At 58.3% G+C, this 22,151-nt stretch carries 22 protein-coding genes and 1 pseudogene; 5 read left to right on the forward strand and 18 right to left on the reverse strand.

All coding sequences use genetic code 11. The annotated features are described in order from the left end of the window. Nucleotides 1–510: 510 nt before the first annotated feature. Nucleotides 511–1,794, forward strand: a complete 1,284-nt coding sequence (locus C2R22_RS23535) for a tyrosine-type recombinase/integrase (RefSeq protein WP_103428249.1) — start codon at nucleotides 511–513, stop codon at nucleotides 1,792–1,794. 126 nt (nucleotides 1,795–1,920) lie between these two features. Here the strand turns inward: C2R22_RS23535 and C2R22_RS25475 are convergent, their stop codons facing one another. From C2R22_RS25475 to C2R22_RS23555, 4 genes are all read right to left on the reverse strand, one after another. After that, nucleotides 1,921–2,418 carry a hypothetical protein gene (locus C2R22_RS25475; RefSeq protein ID WP_162562651.1) on the reverse strand — a complete coding sequence of 166 codons (498 nt, stop codon included), beginning with the start codon at nucleotides 2,416–2,418 and terminating at the stop codon, nucleotides 1,921–1,923. Next, on the reverse strand, nucleotides 2,418–3,215 hold the full coding sequence (locus tag C2R22_RS23545) for a ParA family protein (RefSeq protein ID WP_103428195.1): 798 nt from the start codon (nucleotides 3,213–3,215) through the stop codon (nucleotides 2,418–2,420). Before C2R22_RS23545 ends, C2R22_RS25475 begins: the two co-directional genes overlap by 1 nt. A gap of 294 nt (nucleotides 3,216–3,509) precedes the next feature. Next, nucleotides 3,510–3,902: a winged helix-turn-helix domain-containing protein gene (locus C2R22_RS23550; protein ID WP_103428196.1), complete on the reverse strand. Its 393-nt coding sequence runs from the start codon at nucleotides 3,900–3,902 to the stop codon at nucleotides 3,510–3,512. Nucleotides 3,903–4,126: 224 nt separating this feature from the next. Continuing rightward, complete coding sequence (locus C2R22_RS23555; protein ID WP_103428197.1) at nucleotides 4,127–5,425, reverse strand: IS4 family transposase; 1,299 nt, start codon at nucleotides 5,423–5,425, stop codon at nucleotides 4,127–4,129. Nucleotides 5,426–5,505: 80 nt separating this feature from the next. Between C2R22_RS23555 and C2R22_RS23560 the strand changes: the two genes are divergently transcribed. Next, the gene (locus C2R22_RS23560) at nucleotides 5,506–6,087 is read left to right on the forward strand and encodes a DUF7509 family protein (protein WP_394342409.1); all 582 of its coding nucleotides are present in this window, start codon (nucleotides 5,506–5,508) and stop codon (nucleotides 6,085–6,087) included. A 79-nt stretch (nucleotides 6,088–6,166) separates the two neighbouring features. Here C2R22_RS23560 and C2R22_RS23565 read toward each other — a convergent pair whose 3' ends face one another. The 8 genes from C2R22_RS23565 to C2R22_RS23600 form a co-directional block, all read right to left on the reverse strand. Beyond that, complete coding sequence (locus tag C2R22_RS23565; protein ID WP_103428199.1) at nucleotides 6,167–6,490, reverse strand: hypothetical protein; 324 nt, start codon at nucleotides 6,488–6,490, stop codon at nucleotides 6,167–6,169. Nucleotides 6,491–6,826: 336 nt separating this feature from the next. After that, the gene (locus tag C2R22_RS23570; RefSeq protein WP_103428200.1) at nucleotides 6,827–8,152 is read right to left on the reverse strand and encodes a Cdc6/Cdc18 family protein; all 1,326 of its coding nucleotides are present in this window, start codon (nucleotides 8,150–8,152) and stop codon (nucleotides 6,827–6,829) included. An 839-nt stretch (nucleotides 8,153–8,991) separates the two neighbouring features. Further along, nucleotides 8,992–9,804 carry a hypothetical protein gene (locus C2R22_RS23575; RefSeq protein ID WP_103428201.1) on the reverse strand — a complete coding sequence of 271 codons (813 nt, stop codon included), beginning with the start codon at nucleotides 9,802–9,804 and terminating at the stop codon, nucleotides 8,992–8,994. Between the two features lie 57 nt (nucleotides 9,805–9,861). Further along, nucleotides 9,862–10,839 carry an IS1595 family transposase gene (locus tag C2R22_RS23580; protein ID WP_103428202.1) on the reverse strand — a complete coding sequence of 326 codons (978 nt, stop codon included), beginning with the start codon at nucleotides 10,837–10,839 and terminating at the stop codon, nucleotides 9,862–9,864. A gap of 116 nt (nucleotides 10,840–10,955) precedes the next feature. Next, a complete protein-coding gene (locus C2R22_RS23585; RefSeq protein WP_103428203.1) occupies nucleotides 10,956–11,888 on the reverse strand; it encodes an ArdC-like ssDNA-binding domain-containing protein in 933 nt (310 codons plus the stop codon). Between the two features lie 88 nt (nucleotides 11,889–11,976). After that, nucleotides 11,977–12,324, reverse strand: coding sequence for a hypothetical protein (locus C2R22_RS23590; RefSeq protein WP_103428204.1), 348 nt, complete (start codon nucleotides 12,322–12,324; stop codon nucleotides 11,977–11,979). A 72-nt stretch (nucleotides 12,325–12,396) separates the two neighbouring features. Then, nucleotides 12,397–13,398, reverse strand: a complete 1,002-nt coding sequence (locus C2R22_RS23595; protein WP_103428250.1) for a DUF6610 family protein — start codon at nucleotides 13,396–13,398, stop codon at nucleotides 12,397–12,399. 121 nt (nucleotides 13,399–13,519) lie between these two features. After that, a complete protein-coding gene (locus tag C2R22_RS23600; RefSeq protein ID WP_103428251.1) occupies nucleotides 13,520–13,723 on the reverse strand; it encodes a hypothetical protein in 204 nt (67 codons plus the stop codon). Between the two features lie 141 nt (nucleotides 13,724–13,864). Between C2R22_RS23600 and C2R22_RS23605 the strand changes: the two genes are divergently transcribed. Next, nucleotides 13,865–14,071, forward strand: coding sequence for a heavy-metal-associated domain-containing protein (locus C2R22_RS23605; RefSeq protein ID WP_103428205.1), 207 nt, complete (start codon nucleotides 13,865–13,867; stop codon nucleotides 14,069–14,071). Here the strand turns inward: C2R22_RS23605 and C2R22_RS23610 are convergent. Beyond that, complete coding sequence (locus C2R22_RS23610) at nucleotides 14,068–16,344, reverse strand: heavy metal translocating P-type ATPase (RefSeq protein ID WP_103428206.1); 2,277 nt, start codon at nucleotides 16,342–16,344, stop codon at nucleotides 14,068–14,070. The two genes, C2R22_RS23605 and C2R22_RS23610, sit on opposite strands and share 4 nt — an antisense overlap. Nucleotides 16,345–16,475: 131 nt before the next feature. Here C2R22_RS23610 and C2R22_RS23615 point away from each other — a divergent pair, with 131 nt between their 5' ends. Continuing rightward, the gene (locus C2R22_RS23615) at nucleotides 16,476–17,030 is read left to right on the forward strand and encodes an ArsR/SmtB family transcription factor (RefSeq protein WP_103428207.1); all 555 of its coding nucleotides are present in this window, start codon (nucleotides 16,476–16,478) and stop codon (nucleotides 17,028–17,030) included. A 3-nt stretch (nucleotides 17,031–17,033) separates the two neighbouring features. On the opposite strand, the gene merA is transcribed toward C2R22_RS23615, so the two are convergent. After that, nucleotides 17,034–18,593 carry a mercury(II) reductase gene (gene merA / locus C2R22_RS23620; protein WP_103428208.1) on the reverse strand — a complete coding sequence of 520 codons (1,560 nt, stop codon included), beginning with the start codon at nucleotides 18,591–18,593 and terminating at the stop codon, nucleotides 17,034–17,036. 78 nt (nucleotides 18,594–18,671) lie between these two features. On the opposite strand from merA, the gene C2R22_RS23625 reads away from it, so the two are divergent. Next, complete coding sequence (locus C2R22_RS23625; RefSeq protein ID WP_103428209.1) at nucleotides 18,672–19,016, forward strand: winged helix-turn-helix transcriptional regulator; 345 nt, start codon at nucleotides 18,672–18,674, stop codon at nucleotides 19,014–19,016. Between the two features lie 174 nt (nucleotides 19,017–19,190). Here the strand turns inward: C2R22_RS23625 and C2R22_RS23630 are convergent, their stop codons facing one another. The 4 genes and pseudogenes from C2R22_RS23630 to C2R22_RS23640 all read right to left on the reverse strand — a co-directional run bounded on the left by C2R22_RS23630 (nucleotide 19,191) and on the right by C2R22_RS23640 (nucleotide 22,040). Next, nucleotides 19,191–19,727: a hypothetical protein gene (locus C2R22_RS23630; RefSeq protein WP_103428210.1), complete on the reverse strand. Its 537-nt coding sequence runs from the start codon at nucleotides 19,725–19,727 to the stop codon at nucleotides 19,191–19,193. Next, a complete protein-coding gene (locus tag C2R22_RS25755; RefSeq protein WP_173862850.1) occupies nucleotides 19,724–19,864 on the reverse strand; it encodes a hypothetical protein in 141 nt (46 codons plus the stop codon). Before C2R22_RS25755 ends, C2R22_RS23630 begins: the two co-directional genes overlap by 4 nt. Next, entirely contained in the window at nucleotides 19,864–20,547 is a 684-nt protein-coding gene (locus C2R22_RS23635) for a DUF6166 domain-containing protein (protein ID WP_103428211.1), read from the reverse strand. The genes C2R22_RS25755 and C2R22_RS23635 overlap by 1 nt, the downstream gene beginning before the upstream one ends. Before the next feature lie 78 nt (nucleotides 20,548–20,625). Then, nucleotides 20,626–22,040: pseudogene (locus C2R22_RS23640) on the reverse strand (ATP-binding protein). Between the last annotated feature and the right edge of the window lie 111 nt (nucleotides 22,041–22,151).

Genomic DNA, 22,151 nt, shown 5'->3' on the forward strand with positions numbered 1-22,151 from the left:
CAGCTAATGCGATGGTACTAGCGAGACAACCGAGTACGGATCGGCGTGTGGATAGGGTGGGGGCAGGAACCACTCTACGTGCATTGATATATTAGATGACTGGTTAAAATCGTTCTCCAAACAAGGCTGAATCAAGCAACCTCATTGGATTCGTTATTTATGAGCTGTCGCTGGCAAGAGAGTGACTGAGCAACTTCGAGACGATACGTCGCAACCTAAACTTGTTGTTGAATTAGTGGTTTATAGAAATCCAAACTGCCAACCTCTGGGTGGAATTCGATCCGGAATCAATGTAGCGACATACGGTTTATTCGTTGGGAGCATATTTCTGTGCCTTTCGTCGGTGTTCTCACAGACTCTAGGGGTCCGTGTGGACCCAAAACATATAGTATAGCTGTGAGAAATGCGCTACCAGACGAATATGCCAGTCTTAGAATTCCGAAGCCACTCAGCGAGGCCTCTACTCCCCGTCTCAACGCGACGAATTCCGGAAACGGTGGTGTGTCCACCGTGAGTGACACGACAGCACCGACGACTGACACCGACAGGGGAGGCGTCGACGACATCTCTTGGACGCTGCTCGACCGCCAGGAACTCGTCGACGCCTACCGGGCAGTCGTCGCGCCAGTGATGGAAGACGACGACCTCGATCCCAAACGAGAAAAGCCGACCCACAGCTGGCTCCGCGGCCATGACTTCCGCCCGCTTCTCTACGCGCTTCGAGAGTACCACGATATGACGTTCGGAGAGTTCTGGCAGGAGGAGCTCGAACTCGAATCCGAAGAGACGGGCTACGACTGGGCGACCGATCACGACCGAACCATCGAAGCCCTCGAATCCTTTCTCGATTCTCGTCGAGAGCGGAAAGGACTCTCCGACTCGTCGATCGACACGCTTCGCTATCGGTTAAACCGATACGTCAGCGCCTACAGCGACGAGAACGACACGGACGACCTCGTGACGGCCGTCGCTCGCGAGAGCGACGTTCCCGCGTACGAGGCAGTGGATGCGTGCTGGGCGGCGTTCGACCGCCTCCACGACGAGCTCGAAGGCGGCCAGACCAAACGCCGGATTCATCTCGTCGTCTCGAACTGGTACGCTCACCTCGTCCGGCGGAAATGGGCTGCCGTGAATCCGGCTGACGGCCTTGATGACGAGTTCGACTGGTCGAACGGTGAGGGCGACGCCGATACACCGTGTCTCGCCACTGAACACGTTCGCGCGCTCTACCAAGCGGCTGACGGGCCGGAAGAGCGTCTCCTGGTTCTCGCACTCTGCGCGTGGGGCCTCCGTCCGAACGAGGTCGCCCACCTTCACACCCGTCAGTTCGTCCTCGACGTCGTCGACGACGAAGTGCCGTATATCGCGTTCGAGGAGCGCAAGAACGGACCTGGGGAGGTGTCGCTGCTGTACGGGCAGGAGGTTCTCGAGGATCGGCTCGCAGCGTTCGCCGATCGCGACGACTGGGATGGCTACCTGTTTCCCTCGCCACACGCCTCAGGTGGCCCCATCTCACGGTGGACGGTCTGGAACCGGTTTACGCGGCTGGCTGATCAAGCAGGGCTGCCCGACGAGATCGATGGCGTGTCGCCCGCGCCGAAAATGGGGCGAAGATACTGGTACGACGCCTACTCCGCTTCACTCGACGTCGTTCTCGGCAGCCTCGACGAGATCGCCGCCGAGCAGGGGAGCGCCAGCGCCGACGTCGTCTTACAGAACTATCTCTCGGAGACACGTGCCCGGAAACTCCGTCGACAGTATATGCGCGAGCAACTCGCTACTGCATTCGAATAGCGTATCGTTGATGAAGACACAATTCAAGACGTCTTAACAAAGAGATCAATACTTCTGCGAGTGACATAGATTATACTGTTTCTACCGATTTCTCTCCACGGAGCAGTAGCAGATCAGCGATGAACCTCACTTCAGATCAAGTTCCTCACGGAGCTGGGGACTCTGTAACCCCGCACGGAAGACAGCATTGAAAAACTCCTTGTTTTTCGAAAGTTCATCCCCGTGTTCTTGGAAATAGTCCGAATCCAATTTCTTAAACGTGGTGACCATCTCTCGATAGATCTCCTCATACAGATAGACATTCACATTGTGTAGATCACGAACTGCGAACCCTTTCTTTTCTGCGTCAATCGCCATCTGTCGTACTGTTTCACCCGTTGCAATATCTGATGTATCTGAGGCGTCTGTTGTATCTAAATCGTCTGAAGCGTCTTTGCTATCTACAGCAATTGAAGCGTCTGAACCCTCTGGTGTGTCTGATGTATCTTTACCATCTGACTTACCAGAGGTATCTTCAGTGTCTGCTGTATCTGACGTGTCTTGGCTTTCTGAACTAGCTCCAGTCGACCGAACCTCGTCCATTCCCCACGTTTCTTTCTTCCGATCCTCAAGATCGTCAGACATCAAGCCGTCACCTCCATTTCAGCAGCCAACTGCTCGGCAATCCGTAAGTATGCATCACGGGCGTCATCTATCTTCGCCGGATCTTCATGCTGGAATATCGAGACGCCGTTGTTCCATGCACGACGAATTGCCACCCGATCCGGAACCTCAAACACAGGATATGGAGCATCACTGAAGAACTCAAGCATCTCTTTGGTGTCGTTGTTCGGATTCCCCTCAACAGAGTTCACTACGATACCTTGAATCTGTATCTGATCTATCTGACCGGGGAAACTCGACTCCAAGTAGTCAATCTCCTCGTTCATCTTCTCGATCGCGCGGATGCTCCGGCGGGTCGGTTCAACTGGAATCAACACGTTCTCAGCTGCCAACAGCGCGTTGTCCAGTATTTGCGAAAGGTCAGGTGGGCAATCGATGATAATGAAGCTGTAGTCCTTGTCTAGTTCGTTCAAGGCGATTTTTAGCCGCATCTCGCTGTTCGCGACCTGAGTCAACAGCATATCCTTCAGAGCATCCATCGCTTTGTTCGACGGGATGACGTCAAACTCTGGGTGCTCCTGAATGATATCGTTGATTTCGTCCGTCCGTGATGGGTCGACCATCACCTGATGGAGCGAGGGGATTTTTTTGTTGTATAGGTCTCGGAATCCCACACCCTCGGTAGCGGTACCCTGTGGGTCAGCGTCAATCAAGAGAACCTCGTGACCAAGCTCGTTCAACGCGCCGGACAAGTTGATCGCAGTCGTTGTCTTCCCGACGCCTCCCGCCTGGTTAGATATCGCAATTACCTCAGTCATCTGTCTGCCGTATCTGAGGCATCTAACTGAGAGCCCATAACAGTTTGTCAGACATATCTGAGGTATCTTGCGTATCTGAGATAGGAAGCCACGAGCTGTGCGCCGTTACGTTCCGCCGTCGAGCAAAATAGTATTCGAGAGCGGCTGTTTTCTGAGGCTCTGCTCCGTAGTTTCCAATTCGAATAGGAAACAGGTCGCTCCAGTTCAGCTCGTCTGCAGTCTATCGGCTTGCACCTTTAGCTGAACACAGAGAACTAGGAAGATATTCTTGCTGAAAGAGTATCCAGTGCCGACTCACGAATAGGCATCGTTGAATTCGCGCTCACGGCGCATCAGCTCCTCAACGCCGTATTCAAGGATACCTCGTCCCATCGCTGTCGGTCGGTAGTACGTGTAGAAACCCTGACTGTCAGCAGTCCGTCGCTGACGCTTATCGATCAGCCCAACATCAACCAGTTCATCCAAGTGGTAGTGGAAGTTGTGGGGCTCAACATCAACTGCGGTTTTTAGATCGGAAGCGCTTAGCTCGTCGTTGGCGACAAGCGTTCGCAGGATACGAAACCGCGTCGGATGACCGATCGCCTGCTGCATCGCGAGGTACTCTTCGAGTGTTAGTCCGCTCTCTTCGGGGAGCGGTGGCTCCGGCTGGCGAACCTCGTCTGCGCGGTGGCGATCGGCTTCGGACATTTCGAGTGCCTCAGCTCAACAGTTGAGCTGCCACGTACTTAGTCGTTATCTACTAGAGAATGACTGAGAACACCGATATTTATATACTAACTCACCGAATCGTCGGCTCGAATGCGGGACCGGATTATCGACAATCTCTCTCAGGCCGTCGGTGACTCGGAAGCCCTGTCACCAGTTCGACGTGAGCAGTTTCTGGTCTATGTGATGGGACCATCGGTGTTCGGTTAAGCACTGGATCGCCTCATGAAGGCTTCAGCCACTCGTTCGCTGAGTAAGAGGCGTGACTTCTCTGGCTGCCGAGCACCATGAAACATCAACTCCGACAGATTCGGCGGTGGGTGGCCAAACGACTGGGCGAGGTCTTCGAGGATGAGCTGGGCGAGAGACCGGAAGGTCTTCGCCCAGCGTTCACGGGGGAACACGGTCTCTGGGAACAACTCTTGAAACACGCCGAGTAAGGCTCTGCTGACTGTCAGCGTCAGCAGATCCGCCACCACTAACAGGTGGACGATCGCTGGATCACTCGTCTGGAACTTCTCCAACCCATACAGCGATTTCAGTTCCCGGAACAGCAGCTCTACCTCCCACCGCAACCCGTACAGAGCCGCAACTTGGCTCGGGGTGAACTCATCGGGGAGGTTCGTCACGTACAGATGGTAGTCGTCGGTGTCCTCGTTGCGGACACCGACGACGCGAAACTCCATCGTATCGGTTGACTGCTTCCCAGCGTACGCTCGCCGTTTGAACGAGATCTCCACGGTCACATCGATTATCTCCCGTGTGAGATCGCCCAGAACCTCTTGGAGGCGACGCCCTGGTAAGGAAATGGCGCGCCCGCGCCATTTCCGTCGCTTGCCCACGATTAGTGGATTCGCGTTCGACTTCAGCCGTGTCACGAAGAAGCCGCTGTTCTCTTCGATCAACGCAAAGCGACGGAAACTGTAGAATCCGAGATCGAACAGCAACAACCGGCCTCGCAGCCAGCTCCCCGTGCGGAGCTGGCTGCTCTCGTGGGTGCATTCGTCGGTGAGCTGGAACTGCTCGATCGTCTGCGTCGTCGTGTTATGCACGAGATGAAGCTTCGCACCGGATTGATCCGAGTGAGTCGCTGGAAATTCGCTGAGGAGCCGATGCAACCTGAACACGGTTGCATCGGCGATCAGCACCTCACGGAACAGCTCGAACCGTGGAGCGATGGTGTGGGGAACCGCGACCTCCTCGAGAGTGTGCTCGAGGAGGTCGCTCAGCAACGCAGCAAGTGCTGGCGTGAACCGATCGTAGAAGCTGGATCGGGAGAGCGTCTGGTTGGTCGCTGCGGAGTACGCACGTTGAAATCCGGCGATAGTGCGGGCTTCGCCGTCGACGGCGAAGCCCAAGATGAGCGTCCAGACGAGCGTCGTGATGTCGATCTTCCGGTTGCGTTGGACGACATCGCGCTCGCGCGCGATGTCTTCGATAAGCTCGGCTGGAAACAGGGAAGTGAGTCGGCGTCGTATGAGATTCGGGGAGAGCGTATTGAACACATTCTCTCCCCACGCGGTCTACACCGATAACTTCGCCAATAGAGTGCCGTCTCTCGATTCAACGTCTTAACCGAACACGGATGGTGATGGGACCCTACCGAACGTTCGACGTCGACGCACTACTGCCGACGGATGCCGATGTCGAGACCGACGCTCCTTCGTTTGCAACGTGGGACGAGACCAGCGGTGAGTACGCTGAAGACGAGGTATTGCGCCTTCTCCAAGAGACACGTGACTGTCTCCGCGACCGTGGTTTCAACGCCTTCCTCGCAATCGACGTCGGAATTGACCTCGACGAAATCGACGCTGCGACCCAGAGCATCGCCTTCGCGAAGGCGAGTAATGCGACGATCTTCATCGCTCCCCAAGTCGGGGATAATCTCGGCGTCGGGATTGAGATCGGGAGCGTCCTCGAAGAGCTGCTATCGACCGACGGGATGCACGGGCCGGCGGCCGATGCGACGCCCCCGGAACGCACGCGCCGAGTGATGGTCGCGACCGAACCGTCAGTGCGGAGCGCGATGCTCGGGGCAGTCAACGCACGCTGGGACGCCAGCGTCCGAACGTTCACCGACGCAACGGACTGCTGTCGGCTGTGTGCGCAGTTCTGCACCCACATTCAGAACGAGGAACTCTATGGCTCGCTGGATCGACTCGATTGATCCCATTCACAGTTAGAGCGCTGGACTCCGTCTTCTCTGTTGAGAGCGACTACAGATCAGTCGTGGCTTATAATGCCAGCTACTCGTCTGGATTGACTGGGCCTTTATATTTGGATCGCACCCTATCTCCATCCCGCCACTGCCAATAGTAGTAGCGGTTATCATTGATGTCCTTGATCGTGATCGTCGCTTTCGTTGGCACATCGTCCGGAAGGTCCTCGGGTCGTTCTTCACTCTCGTCTGTGCTGTCTTCTTCCGCGAGACGAGCTTCCCGCTCACGATGCTCAGCGAGCTCTTCTGCGTAGCGGGCAGCGTGACGAAGCAAGTCCGGTGAGAAATCATCGAGTTGTTCGACAATATCGGCTGGGAGTCCTCGAGGTGGTGTGGGCGGTGTGTACGACATGATTGTATTAACCAACAGGTTCGCAATTGCCTTTGATTTGTTGGTTAATCACGAAACCAGACAGCTGACAACCAACCAGTCCGAACACAGTCACGACGATGGAGTGAGAAACAAGAATATCACCACGGCAGATTTTCATAACAAAATTTATGAAACGGTGGGGTGGGTGAATTAGTGGACCCAGCAGAAACAATACTTGAGCGTTCTACAAGAATTGCTGAAACAGTGGTGGGGAGATTTGGTACGAGGGCAAACCTGTTTCACACCTAACCAGAGTTCCTGAAGCGGTGGAGGTGTAGCTCGGTAAGGGCGAGGCAACAACCACTCTCTGCAGGACTATGGATTCGGTCGGTCGGAACTAATTCGCTGGAAATCGATATCGGCGAATCGGGCTGTATCTTTGAGAACCTCGACGGCAATCTCAGTATCAACTTGTAACTGGTACTCCCACGCCGGACCGCCTATCGAACCCGCAGTCACTTTTTCGCCATCTGCGATACCCTGCATATCGAGTTCGCGGAGGTGATCTTTGAACCGACGTTGGCCGAGTTTGTCGGCATCGATTTTCGAGGCAATGCTCTTGTACACACCGTAGATCGGCTTAGCCCGGACGGGAGCATCGCCGGAGAGTTCAAGTGCTGTGAGGGCTGCGAGGGCGAGGTGAGCCTGTGTCGTCATCTCACGCATGGCTTCAACAACGGCTTCGCGTTCTACGAGCGCCTGAGCTTCACGAGCATGATCTGCGCTCACCACGTCATCACCATGTTTATCGGCCAATTCACCGGCCTTCCGAAGATATTTGATCGCCTGACGAGCGTCCCCTGTATCTTGTGCCGAAAGTGCAGCAATAAGCGGGATTACGTCATCGGTCAGAACATCACTCCGAAACAGATACTCCTGTCCGGATTGGTCGATCTCCACGATACTCCCTCTCTGCTTCGCGTCGGTGTCAAGCTCTTCGACGGGGATGAGTTCCGTATCGCGGAAGGCCTTAGCTGCGCGCCGGCGCAGAATTTGCTGGAGCTGCGTCGCATTATACGGCGAAAAGAGGACAGAATCATCGTAGAGTGAACTCTTGACCTTCGGACTGAGATTATCCCGCCACTGGAGGTCGTTACTGATTCCGATTATACTGGGAAAAACGTGGTCTTCAACGTAGTCTTGGGCTCGGGCTCGAGGGAGACTATAGAGAATCCGGTCGTCATCGCCGAGTGTGTCGATTTCGTCGAGGACGATAATAATCGTGCCACCGATATCATTCATCGCCTCGAACATCATGTCCATCACAACATCAGTTGCATACCCTGTCGGCCGGCTATTGCCGGTGAGTTCTTGATAGATACGGGACGCGGCTTTGTAGGACGTAGAAAGATCGTGGGATTCACAGGAGACATACGCGGTCGTGAGGTCAAGGTGATCGGATTCGTGTTCGGCGTGCTCCTGAAGTTCGGAGAGTTTTGCTTTCGCAGCAGCAGTTTTTCCCTGGCCGGCCTTTCCGTGAAGGAACACGTTGTTGGCACCAACCCCCCGTGCAGCAGGGGCGAGCGACATGTGGAGATCCTCCATCTCATCCGTCCGTTCTGGAAGGTCGTCGGGATGGTGTTCTTCGCGGAGAACTTCCTCTCGTTGGAAAATAGGCGAGGTGTTCGAGAATTGGGTCATACCCAGAACCGTCTAAGCAAGATATCATAAAACCCCCGTTTCATCAATGTCTCGAATGTCTCCAATAGTGGGGTTCCAGCAGAAAGAGGCGGGGACACCCCCACCACCATTTCATCAATTCTCGTGTGAAAGAGGGAGGGGGTTAGACAGGGACGTGATCCACCGTACTCTCCGAAAACACGCGATCCAGTTCACGTAGGGGCTGTTTCAGCTAGAACATCGTCAGACCAAGTTATATTATATATTATAACGTTTTCGTCTAGTAGTAGTAAAGGTAGTAGAAGACTCACTCTATCACTGTTTTAGTGAGTTTTAGGTGGACAGTTTTCCAGGGTTTATATTCTAAGCGTCTTATTTACTTCCTCCTGAAAATCTCGGGTTTCTCTCGCGTCGTAGAATTGCTGAAATGGTGGTGTGGGTCCCTCCATATTTGAGTTCTCTCCGTATGATCCATGTGTCTGTGGAGAGATATCGAGACCACGTTGATGACTATGACCGATGCGAGCGGTTGCTTGTTCCGTGTTTCTATATGCTCAATTCTCGTCTGTCGCCGTCTGAACGACCAATGATGGAACGTACTGTTGCTGTCCCTGAAACGGTGGTGTACAGTTCTACCTCTCATTTGGGATCAATCGAGGCTTTTCAGGCTAAGAGAATAATGGTCAGCACGAGCGAGTGAATTCTCGAAACGGTGGTGGGTGTCCCACTAAGCTGTAGATGATCGACCATCCAGCAGGGTGTGGAATTGGTGAAACAGTGGTGGGTGGGGTTTCCAACGTCAATCCGAAGACTTTGCTCCCTCCCCTTAATTGGTGAAATGGTGGTGGGTGTGTCGTTGGCTACTGATTCGACGGTAGTCGGCCGTCCGGGCGTGGGACGCGTCCCTGCTTGATTTCGTGGTTCACTCGACGCATGTGTTTACACCCGCCCTCGGGCGTCCGCTGCTGCCAGTCCGGACAGGTACAAGACTCGCTGATCACGTCGACTTCGTACCAGCTCCCCGAGGCTGACTGTACCTCGTATCGACCACCTTTTTCGAGCAGCGAGACCGCCATCGCTTCGTCGACGGCGCGTCGGGTTCGCGGTTCGAGGTCCGCACGCTGGCTCGAGTGCTTCGTGACGACCATTCTGTCGCGAACGTCGCCACTCCGTCCACCGTCCGGCGCGACGTCATGGCCGTGGAGCCGATCCTGAAGGATACCTTCGATCGGATGGCCTTCCGGCAACAGGTAGTGGACTTCGTGGCACTCGCGATGGTCGTAGGAGCCACAGGCCGCAGCGTTCCCAGCCCAGACGCGCCACGCGCCGAGTGCGGCCATCACGTCGACGATCACTCGGGGAACAACCTCGTGCTCGTTGGGGTAGAAGATCCGGAAGCGGGTACACCCATCTCGAGGCGGCACCGTCTCCCACCACTCGACGTCGTCACCCCAGCTGTCGAACATCGCCTCGTCTCCTCCATACCCGACGGTCACGCCGTCGATCTGCGGGACGGCCGCAGTCGTCTCGTCAGCCACACCTTCGAGCAGTCGAAGGACTGCGTACCGCAGATATTCGTGTGCTGGATGGTCCGTTGACCGAGCGATCTGGTCGTGCTGTTCTACAACTCGTTCTGCCTCGTCGAGGACAGCGGACAGATACGGTTCACTCATGATTCGTGGAGACGGGACTGCGCCTCCGCCCCTCGGCGGGCGCTGAAAGACTCGCTCTTATGTAGAACTCAGGAGTGACCCCGTAGCAAGGCAATCGACGACGATTTCGAGGGATGCGCCGACGAGATTCACTGACCGAACGATACCGAATGTGTGAGCGGCCTGTTCCAAGCCCTGCTTGGACAGGCCGCGAAACTTCCGCAGCCACGGTTTGACTAGCGAGAAGAGGCACTCAACTTGGTTGATGTGAACGCCGTCGGCCGAAACGTACCGTTCGTCGTGGATAACGGTTCGGTGGTCGTACTCCATTTCTCGGTACGCTTGGAGTCCGTCAGTCCAGACCTCTCCCAGCGGCTGGGAGAGGTCTTCAGCCTCTTGCAGTACCGGTTCGAGGTCTCCCTGGTAGCTGATTCCAAGATGGCCGCGAATCACCCGAAGCACGTCGCGGCACGCCGCGACGAGCGTTATCTGGTCGCCGTGACGACCTTTCCATCGTGAGCGCCCCGATCGGGACGACCCGCCGCGGTACCGGCTGTTCCGCGGCGGGTCTTGGCCTTTGTAGCCTGAACACACCGTGCTCGATTCGTCGATTTGCGTTGGGCCCGAGATGGAGTGTTGAAACTGCTCCCAGACGAGGGGGAAGCCGCGCGTGACCGCGGCTTCCACCTCTCGAATCGCGTAATAGACGGTCTTGTACGCCCTGTCGAGGACAACCGCGATTTGCGAGATACTGAGCAACGTGTCTGCATAGAGGAGGTACGCGAGAAGCACCTCTCCGGTGGTGAGGTGCTTCTCGTGGAAAGGCGTTCCATAGGTGTAGACGGGTTTAAAATCGCAATCTCGGCAGATAACGCGATCGGACGATCCCCACGTGTGAATGCTGGGGTGGCCGCAGCGAGGACACGTGGTATACTCCCAGAACTCCTTGAGTCGCCGCTCGATGAGAGCATCGAGCGGCTCGGTGTCCAACTCGAACAATCCAAGATCAACGAGCTGGCGAAGCATTCCACCGAACGCTGGCTGAGTCTGAGGCATAACCTCGTGATTTCGGCTCGTTCACCGTAACTACACGGTCGTTCCTCAGCTCTACATAAGAGCGGAGAAAATTAACCAACGAAATTGTGACTCAGAACCTGGCGTTGGTTAACGGTTCAGGCGCCGTCTTCGAGAACGTCGATGAGTTCCGCTGCCGTTCGGCTGATTCGCCCGAGACGTTCTCGAACGACTTCGGGATCATCCGACTCCCAGGCAGCGAGGTAGAACGCCGACCTGCTGGTATCTAACCCACAGTACCGCCCGACGACGTACGCGACGGCTTCGGCCTCGACTTCGCGTTTCGACCGCTCGGTGTCGTCGTCGATGTCGAAGTGGAGCAGGGCGTGGGCGTACTCGTGGATCAGCGTCCGCGCAAGGTCGGCGTCGTTCTCTCGGTCGCGGACCTCGACGCGTGGCTGCAAATCGACGAGACTGAGCTGCTCGCAGATACCTTTTGCCTCACCGTGCGCCCACTCCGCTTCCGGAACGATCCGAACCGTCACACCAAGCTCATCCGCGGCATCGGTCAACCGATCGACGAGGTCGTCGGCGTCGCCGGTCGCTTCCGTATCGAGTTCCGGAAGCGGCTCTCCGTCGGTCTGGGAGATGTCGAACACCGGTGCGGGTCTGAACCCAACGAGCCCCTTCGACCACTCCTCGGGTGGTGTCTGGTCGTAGTCACAGTCACTGTTCTCGTGGTAGCTCGGTGAGTTCTCGCACTCCGGGCACTGTTTCGTGATGATCGGTGCCCAGATCCAGATCGCGCTTTCTCCCTCCTGGACGTGCCGGTCAAAGTCTTCTTGCCATGTCCGATAACCTGCCACGCGGGACGCCTCGGGACACTGGCGCTTGATCAGGAGAGTATTTCGGTAGGAATAATCGTGGAAACGACTCTGGACATCGAGCCACTCCTGGAACTCCTCGCTGGCCTGCGCGTCGTCGACGCCGGCGACGAGGTCGTCGACCCACTGTTCGATAGTGCTGTTCATCTCGTCGGATCGCGTGTCGGTCTCGTCGAAGGAGACCGACGAGTTACTGGTCGTAGCCATGATTTCACTGAACCGAGTTCACCGCAACCGCGTCAATTCAGAACGCACCGCACCCTTCGGGGCGCAAAAAAACAGCTCCCCTTGAGAGTTACCGGAGTTCGTATGGTTCGTCCGCGAACCCGACTGTAACGAGATATTCGAGATACGCGTCGAACCGCTCGACGTCGCTCGGCGTGTCTGTTGCGAGGTGTCGCGCCCACTCGATGGCCCACCGAAACGCGGGATCTGACCCACCTTTGCCGTGGATGTACCACCAGCGAGCCGCTTTGAGAACGACGAGTGGATTCGTCGGCGCCTGTTCACTCGCCAGTCCACGGGTGATGGATTCGATCTCCGCAGGAACCTCACCTGGATCGATTTCCCCGGACTGTGTGTTCGAAATATCGATTGGAATCTCATCGACCGAGACGTCGTTCGCATGCTGTCGCTGACTCACTTGATTCACCTCTGGACGAAGACTCTCGATGGAGCCTTCGCCCTCTCGGGGGCTCGAAAAACACTCTCCAAGTCACGCCGGTGGGAAGTAGACGCTCTGCTCGCCGGCTATTTCCTCGAGTTGGTTTCGATGGCGATGCGAAAAGTAGCAGTCGTAGCTGCAGTATCCACAGACTGCTCCCGTATCGTACTCGGCAACAAAGGGACCACGATGGGTTCTCCAGACATTCGCTCCGCATCCAGTACAGGCAGCACCATCGAGATCACTCGGTGATGGCCCCTCGTACTCTACATCTAGACCGGCATCTTGCGGTGTCGAATCTGGCCAGACGCCGTGTTCCTGCCAGAACTCTCGGAGTCGACCAAGGCTGTGACGAACGGTCTTTCGAACCGTGACGTGGTCAGCGTCCCGGCCGCTGTCGTCCCATCCGGCAGCTGTCCAGAACTCTCCAAACTGCGCGCCACGGTGGAGTCCGTTCCAGTCAACGCCGACGATGTCTGCGGGTGGGTCATTCGTGAGCGTCGGTCGGGTCAACTGCTGAATGACGTCAAGCTGCTTCGGTGGGCTCCCCCCGAGGATGTGGACGCGTCGGCCACGCCAGTCGGTCGGCTCGGAGAACTCGTGGGCCAGCCGATCAGCGTAGCCCCGAGAGTACCCGAGCACGATATCGTCAGGGATCATCTCGATCACCTCCCTGCACTTGGGCACGATGACGAGCTCTGCGTTGGGGTAGCTCGCTTGGATTTCGCGAGCGGCAGCGACGTATTCATCGACATCGTCGGGCTCGTATGCGTCCCCAATGACGCCGACTCGCGGCTCGTGTTCGAAAAACCGGTCGACGTATCGAGTCAGGTCGGGATTTCGAAAGTCGTTATCGAGCATCCCGACGGGGAGGGTGAGGTTCTGGTACTGGGTCTCTTGATACCCACAGTCCTCACGAAAGCCGGGAAGGAAACCAAGGGCCAACGCGTCGGCGACAAAGGGAGCTCGATGCAAGAACGCCACATGGTCTGCTTGTCTGACGGCAGCGATTTCACTCGCCGTGGTGGAGCTGGAGCTCAGATCGGGGGACATGATTGGATCGCGAGGCCGCTGCTGGCTGCCCCGCACCCGTTCAGGGGCCCGAAAAACCGAGGCACAGCCTGTTAACCAACAAAGAGGAACTCCACGCGGAGATGTTGGTTAAGAACAGAGCTTACTCGTCGTCCTCACGTAGCTCTTCAGCCTTCCACTTGAGCCGGCGTAGAATCTGCGTCCGGTTCTTGTGGGCGTTTTCGTAGGCAACACACTCCCGGAGTGTCTCCATATCAGAGATTGTCGCAATACCAGCCTTGATCAGGCGCGTGTTCGGTGCTTCCAGTGGTTTCTCTGGTGGAAACTCGTTACTCTCTGTCGTCAGCTGTCCCCATCCCGAAGAGCCTCCACCCCTTGTGGGCCGACACAAACAACTCTCCGTACGATATCGCCCACCTCTAATAGAATTGATATCGATACAATGGCTACCGTAATGGTCATCCCCTGCGAGCGTTTATCTGCAGGTATGGAGCGAAAGACGATCTCCGTCACCGGGATGTCGTGTAACGGGTGTGAACGGAACGTGGAGACTGCCTTACAGAACCTCGATGGTGTGAGTCGAGTCGATGCTGACCACGAAGCGAATACGGTCGATGTGGTCCTCGAGGATGGGGTCTCCGATGACGATGTGACCGCGGCAATCGAACAGGCCGGGTACGACGTCGTGGCTTAATCGGCTGCTGCTCGGCCGTCTCTCACGTCGCCGTCTGTACCTTTTTCAAGAGCGAACTCGGTGTTGACGCTCTCGCCGGAGAGGAGCTGGCCAGCGAAGCTGTTGGCCAGGACGGCCGAGACGGACAGCACCATCGCGAGCATCGCGAACACGGGGTGAACGAGCCCGGTCGTCGCCGCGGCGACGCCGATCCCGTTGAACGCGAAGGCTGTCGCGAGATTCTGGCGGGTCTTCCGATAGCTCTCTTTGCCAATCTCGTAGGCGTCCATTACGCCACCGAGCCGGTCGCCCATCAGGACGATGTCTGCCGATTCGATGGCGATGTCGGTCCCGGCGCCGATGGCGATCCCGATGTCCGCCTGCGTGAGTGCCGGCGCGTCGTTGATGCCGTCGCCGACCATCGCCACCCGGTGGCGGGCTTCCTGCAGGCGACCGATTTCCTCCCGCTTCTCGTCGGGCAGTACGTCGGCCATCACACGATCGATGCCGACCTCGTCAGCAACCGTGTTCGCGGTGCGTTGGTTGTCCCCGGTTATCATCACGGGCGTAATGCCGGCGTCGCGCATCCGCCGGATGGTCTCGGCGGCGTCGGCTTTGATTTCGTCGCCGATGCCGATCAGGCCGATTAGGTCACCGCCTCGGACGACCCCAGAGACGGTGAGGCCGCGGCCCTGGAGTCGCTCAATGTCGTCGGCCCTCTTCGACAGGTCGATTCCCTCGTCGCTGAGCCATCCCGGTTTCCCGAGCAGCACGTCGTCGCTGGCCACGGTTGCCCGGACGCCCTTGCCGGTCACAGAGTCGAAATCATCGGGGTCAGCGTACTCGACATCTTGCTCGTCGGCGAACTCGAGGATCGCATCGGCGAGCGGATGCTCGGAGAAGGCCTCTGCACTGGCCGCAGTCGTGAGTACATCCACCTCGTCGGTGTCGAACGCGACGACCTCACTGACGGCGGGTTCGCCGACGGTGATGGTACCGGTTTTGTCGAGCACAACATGGTCGACGTCGGGGAAGATCTGGAAGGCGTTGCCCGACCGCATCAGGATGCCGCGGGTCGCGGCCTTCCCGCCGCCCCGGATTAGGGCAAGGGGTGTTGCCATCCCAAGCGCACACGGATAGCCGAGGACGAGGACCGCCAGCGCTGCGAAGGCCCCCCGCTGGACGTTCGGACCACCGCCCCACGCGAGCGGTGCGACCAGCCAGAAGAGGAACGAGAGCGCGGCAATCGTCAGGACGCCCGGAACGAAGTACTTGAGCACGCGGTCGGCGAGCTGGATGATGCCGGGCTTCATCGCCCGCGCTTCCTCGATCTCGCGGGCCACTTGATTGAGGAACGCGTCCTCCCCAATTGCGGTCACCTCGATAAGCAGCGTGCCGGTCTCGTTGACGCTGCCACCGATCACCTGGTCGCCGGCGATCTTCTCCTCGGGGATCGACTCGCCGGTGGCGACCGACTCGTCGACCGTTGATTCACCCTCGACGATTGTCCCATCGACGGGTATACTCTCGCCGGGCTTGACGCGGACGCGATCACCGATGTCGAGGTCGTCAACGGGGACCTCCTTGACGTTGCCGTCCTCGTCGACGCGACGGGCGGTGTCCGGCTGGAGGTCGAGGAGGCTCTGAACGGCCTGTGAGGCCCGCGTCCGCACGGTGAGGCTGGTGTACTCCGAGAGGATGTGGTAGGTGGTGATGAACACGGAGACGGCGAAGAAGTGGACGGTCGGGAAGCTCGGGAAGACGAACAGGCCGAGCAACCCACCGAGGAGCCCCGCGAACGCGCCTGCCTCCAGGAGGACGTGCTGGTTGAGGATCCCCCGGCGGAGGCTCTGGAAGGCTTTCTTTTTGATGTAGCGGCCAGGCCCGAACATCGCTGCGAGCGCCAGCACAAGTGTGACCAGATCCATCACGAGAGATGCCGACTCGAAGCGTCCCATCACGAGAATCATCCAGCCCATCAGCGCGGCAACGACGATGGATGCGCCGCCGGCGAGGAGGAGGCGGCGCTTCCCGTCGACGAGTTCGGCCTGCTGCTGTTCGTATCGCTTCGCTTTGTCCGGATCGCGGATGGTATAGCCGAGATCCCGGAGCGTGTCCTTCACCTCGATCTCGCTCAGGATATCGTCGTCGTACCGGACGAGGACCTCCTCGTGGGCGAGACTCACGTCGACATCTTCGACGCCGTCGGTCCGGCTGTAGGCCTTCTTGATACTCTCGGCACAGAAGGAGCAGGACATTCCCCCGACGTTGAATTGTTCGTGTGTCGTTCCCATCGTGGTCGCTAGTTACCCAGCGAAGTGGATAACCATTACGACTAGAGTTATAGCGGTATCGAATAACTAAGACTACTGTCGAGAGTGTGGCGTTACTCTTACTATCGTCGTTCCCCTACGTCCTCACAAGAATGGCGCTCCTCGAATCCGACGTGCCGATCCGCGAAGTCGTGACGACGGCCCCGGAGAAAGCGAAGGCGTTGGAGAACGACGTCCGGGCGAAGATCCTCGATATGCTCGCTGCTGAGGAAATGACGATCGAGGAGATTCACGCCGAACTGCATCGTCGCGGTGAGGAGAAGGCCGAGACGACGGTGCGTCACCACGTGAACGTCCTGAAGGATGCGGGGATGGTCGAGATCGCCCGGCTCGAGGAAGCTGGCGGCGGAACGCGGAAATTCTACAAGTCGAACACGCGGGTCTTCTCCTATGAGCTCCCGGAGGAAGCAGACGAAACCCTCGCGGGGGCGCAGTCCACCACGTCCGAGGAGTTGGCATCCCTCATCGAGACGCTGTATACGAAACACGGTACTGAGATCGAGGCGGTCGCCCGCGAAATGAAGCCCTGCGAGTACTGCGACACCCAGCACTACGAGGAGTTCATCGTTCGCGAACTCCTGAACCGTGCCCTCATTGAGTTGGGCGAGAGCGGCACGCTGGACGACGTGTTCTCGACCGACGACTAAGGCTCACTCGATACAGCAACTCATTGTCGACGTATCCCGGCGGAACGCCTGACAGGCGTGTTTGAACGCCTCGGAGAACGTCGGGAAGGGGTGAACCGTATCGATGATGTCGTCGACGGTCAGCCCGAACTTCACCGCCAACGTCGCTTCCATGATCATGTCTGCGGCACGAGGCCCGACCATGTGGACGCCGACGATCTCGTCGGTCTCGTGGTGTTTGACGACCTGGACGAGCCCATCCGTGTTGCTGACGGCTTTCGCCCGCGGTACGTCCTCCATCTGAACTGTCCGGCAGGAACAGATGCCATGTTCGTTCATATACTCGCGCTCTGTCGTCCCGACGGCTGCGACCTCTGGGCTGGTGAAGACGACCGCCGGGACGGTGTCGTAGTCGATGGTGACACCTTCGTTGTCTTCTCGCGGGCTCTGCCCGCTCGAACGGCCCACGGAGCGTAGCTCCGCGCTGCCGAAGGCGTTCTTGACGGCGTGGTTGCCCTCCTTGGCGGCGACCGTCTCCAGTTCGGGCTCGCCGATTACGTCGCCCGCCGCGTAGATGTCGGGATTTGTGGTCTGGAAGTACTCGTCGACGCGGATCGCCCCGTCTGGCTCTGTCTTGACGCCCACCCTCTCTAGACCGATATTTTCGCTATTGGGCTGGACTCCAGTTGCGACGAACAGCGCCTCGGCGGTGACCGCTCGCTCCTCGCCATCGACGACGGTCTCCACCGTGACGTCCTGCTGGCTCGGCTGGGAGCTGCCGTCGGTCGCTGCGGTCCGAACTCGTTTGAAGTCGTTGCCGGTCACGATGTCGATACCCTCCTCGCGGAGGGCCCGCTGGAGCTCCCGACCGAGTTGGCCTTCCATATCCGAGAGGACGCGCTCGGAGCGCTGGAGGATCGTCACGTCGACGCCGACGCGGTGAAGAATCTGTCCCCACTCGAGGGCAATGTACCCACCGCCGAGCATCACGATACTCTCGGGGAGGTCGCGTTCCTCAAGGATAGTTTCGCTAGTGTAGTACTCGACCTCCTCGAGGCCGTCGATGGGCGGTGCCCAGGGCGAACTCCCCGTCGCGACGAGAGCCTTCTCGCCGGTGATTCGGGTCCCTTTGTCGGGACCGTCGACAACCTCGATGGTCGTGTCGTCACCGGAACGCGTTGCATTCCGGTTGCCCGAGGGACTGCGTCCCTCGCTGTCGACCAGTTGGCCGTAGCCCTCGTAGATGTCGGTCTCGAAGTGCTCGGCGACGTCGACGTAGTTCTGCTGCCGGAACCGCTCGACGAGGTCATCGGTCCCGTCGAGTGCATCGACCCAGTCGATGGTCGGTGCCTCGGGATATGTGACGGCATCGAAGGGATTCTCCGACGCTGCAGCGCCGCTCTCGGCGACGGCGAGCAGATGCTTGCTCGGGACACAGCCGACGTTCACGCAGGTCCCGCCGATTGGTAGTCCCGCGTTCACTATCGCCGTCGAGAGATCTCTCCGGCTCGCTTCGGTGATGGCGGCGAAGGCAGCGGCTCCGCCGCCGAGGATCACGAGATCATAGTCGGACGTGTGAGTCATTTGTGTCTATACTTTACGACGGGAAGTTATTATACTGTAGAGTCCGAAGCTATAGAGTAGGTTGGAGGCCACGAAGCTATGGCAGATACTACTTCATCGGCGCCCGCGTGCGACGTCGACGGGACGTGCTACTGCCCGCTCACAGGAGTGATCAACACGTTGAGCCGGAAATACGCGATGCAACTCGTCAGCATCATCGGCGCACACGATGCACTGCGGTTCGCGGAGATCGAGGAGCACCTCCCGACGGCGAGTACGTCCACGATCTCGAAACGCCTCGACGAATTCGAGGAGGCGGGCCTCGTTTCACGGACGCAGTACAACGAAATCCCGCCACGTGTCGAGTATGCGCTGACGGACGACGGCGACGAGGTTCGAACACGCCTGGAACCGTTACTTGAGTGGGCAACAGAGAACAGCTGAGATACGAGGGAGTTCGAGCTTCAGCTTATTGCCTCTTGGAATCACTCTCGTCACGCGCCCTGCGCCCCTCTCACGGGCGCAAAAACAATCCACTTAACCAACATCCTACCCAAGAATCCAGCGTTGTTGGTTAATCTCCTGAACGGTCCCGACACCTGTCTTCGACTCTCGAACTCACTCGTCGACTTGGCGTCGACGGCGCACCTGTTCAGGATTCGGCACCCACGGATGGGCGTCCCAGCAGTGGAGGGCGTGGCCTCGTGCCGTGTCGAACAGCGCCTCGCACGATCCACACTCGTAGGTCGTCTCGGGCCAGCGTTCCGCAGCGAACATTGCCGTCACCGTCGATCTAACCGGAGAGGGAGCAGCCGCCCGGCGAACGTAGTCGTAACCGATCACCGTCCGTCGACGAAGCGCTGCCCGCGCCAATCGTTCGGGTTTGTCGTCCGGGAGATACACCCAGCGGACGAACGCCGCTTCTGAGTCTTTTGCGGACGGTTGGAGAACGAACCACCGGTCGTGTTCGTCACGGAAGAGGTACCGCTCCGTGCCTCGGTTCTGGAGATAGAGTGAATCACCTCGACCGGGAATCAGCCGTAGTCCGACGGACGGTGAGATCGGAGTGAGAAGGCGTTCTTCAAGTGAGGGCGAGCGGGACTCACCGGACGGCTTCTCGACCTTGAACTCGCCGAGAGTCGCTTCGCTGGTCATGAGTCGTCGGTGTCTTCCTCCGCTGTTCGCTCGTGCCGGTCGTTGTATCGTTTGAGTTCCCGGCCGATGCGCTCCAGCGCCTCGACAGCGCGTCCGATGAGCTGGAATGCGCTTCGGGAGAGGCGAAGGGCCTCCATCAGGCTTCTTCCTCCGGCTCGACGAGGTTGTTGCTCTCAGTGACCAGTTCCTGCACGGCGGGAGCAGGAGTAGTTCCGACCGGCAGGGTTCGATGATCGAGCGGGGCGGGATACGCCCGGTCACCCTGCGCGCAGAGGATGATCAACCACTCCTCGCTCCCTTCGGCGAGGACGACGTAGTGGTCGATATCCCGGCGTTGGAAGACTGTCCGATCTGCCCGGCTCACGGCACTCCAATTCGCTGGCAGCGACGGCGACGGCTTCCCACCATCCGGCGTGAGGGTGTGGTGATCCTGGAACGCACTGAGTGCAGCATCGATGTCCGCTCCCGTGAGATGCCAGCAGTCGGCCGGGCCATCACACACCAGCTGACTCACGACCGCGTCGCGGAACTGGATGTAGTACTGGTGGGCGACGCTCTCGTCGTCGGTGTAATCGAGAAGGAGCGCACAGGCGAGTTGCGCTGGGCCGCTTCCGGTGTAGCCCCAGTCGAATCCCGCCGGACTATGGCGCACGAGGTCGAGGCTTCGGTCGGGGGAGAGGCGCTCGTGTTCGGTGAGGTTCAGTACCACCGGCGTTCCGTCGACGCGCATACCGACGTACTCGACGTGGTCTCCTGTCGCTTGGCATCGTTCTCTCTCGTCCTGTACTACTCGTGGATGGGTGGTCGAATCTGTCTCCATCGGTTGAACGCGGGACTTCGGATTCCCCGCACCCTTTCGGGGGTCGAAAAACCATCCCGGCTGGTAGGTCCCTCAGCGTCAGCGGTCGTCGCCACGCTCGAGAACGGCAACGATATCGGATAGATCGAAGAGGCGGAGGTCATCACGCTCGTCTGCGGCTTCTTCGACGGAGCGTTTGAACCCAGACCGGCTGAACAAGGCGAATTCATACGTCGACTCTCCACCTGTCGTGGGCGTCCAGTCGATGTGCTCCACGTCGTCTTCGAGATCCGCGAGCACGTCATAGCCGAGAGGAGTGTTGGTGAACTTTGCCTCCCCAGCAATCAGCATTGACTCGTCAGTTGGTGCGACGACGTCTATCTCGCGACCCTTATACCACCATTGGCTTGGCACCTGCGTGAGCTGGTAGTCTGCATAGAGCGCCGGCACTGCCTGGTGGCAGAGCGATTCGAACGTTTCGCTGACGAACTCGGGTAATTCCGGTTCGATGAGGTCCTCGTAGGCGTTCTCGCCGTAGAGTTCGTACTGCCCCCGCGGCCGTAGAGATACCGGAAGTAAAACCGGAACACGGGGTCCCGGATCTGGTATCGGGTCCGCTTACTGCGCGCCGGATTGGCGAGTGCTGGATGGTGTTTCTCGATGATCTGGAGGGTTTCCAGCCGGTCGAAGTAGTACGACGTGTTGGTGCTCTCGATTCCGGCTCCTTGGGCGATCTCGTTTCGACTGCGGTTCCCGCTGGCCATCGATTCCAGCACCGAGAAATACGTGTTCACCTCGCTGAGTTCCATCTGGAGGACGGTTTCGGGCTCGTCGTGGAGTGGGCCATCCGGGTCACACAGCAACCGTGTGATGTTCTCTCCGAGGCTCTGTGATGGATCGAGAGGGTTGAGATATCGGGGTGTGCCGCCGAAGACGCCATAGACGAACACCCGTTCTTCGGGATCGTACGTCGGCACGAACTCTTGGATGGAGCGAAACGGGAGCTGCGTGAGTTCGAGTCGGCCATTCGGTGTCTGTGACACCCGGCCGTAGAGTGGCGCACCGCCATCGAGGACGTGGGTATGAATCATGCCGATTGCAGAGCCTGTGAGGACGAGCGTTGCCTGACTCTCGTCGACAGCTGTATCCCACAGGTGTTGGATGACCGAGGGAAGCCCCTCGTTCGATTCGATGAGGTACGGGAATTCGTCGATGACGATGACGGCGTCTCTGTCGGTGAGGTACGTTAAGAGCGGTTCCCACTCTTCCTTGACGGCCGTGATGTCTGGATAGGCTGTTGCTGCGGCCTCGACGAATCGCCTGAGCTGTGTCGTCGCTGTCCCTTGGACTGCCTGATAGTACACAGCATCGTCACGGTCGGCAATCGATTGGCGGACGAGTTCGCTCTTGCCGATCTGGCGGCGCCCATAGATAATTGCGAGTTCTGCAGCGCCACTCTCATACAGGGTCTGCAACCGTTCGAGTTCATCGATACGATTGACGAACTGGTCCATACCTCCAGTCGTTGTGGGAGATACATATGTGCTCCGAAGTTAGAAACTAGACTATAATAGTTTGGACTATAATATCTTGGCCACTAAGACGGTGAGTCACTCATTCGATCC

It is taken from the genome of Salinigranum rubrum (assembly GCF_002906575.1).
Taxonomy (GTDB): domain Archaea; phylum Halobacteriota; class Halobacteria; order Halobacteriales; family Haloferacaceae; genus Salinigranum; species Salinigranum rubrum.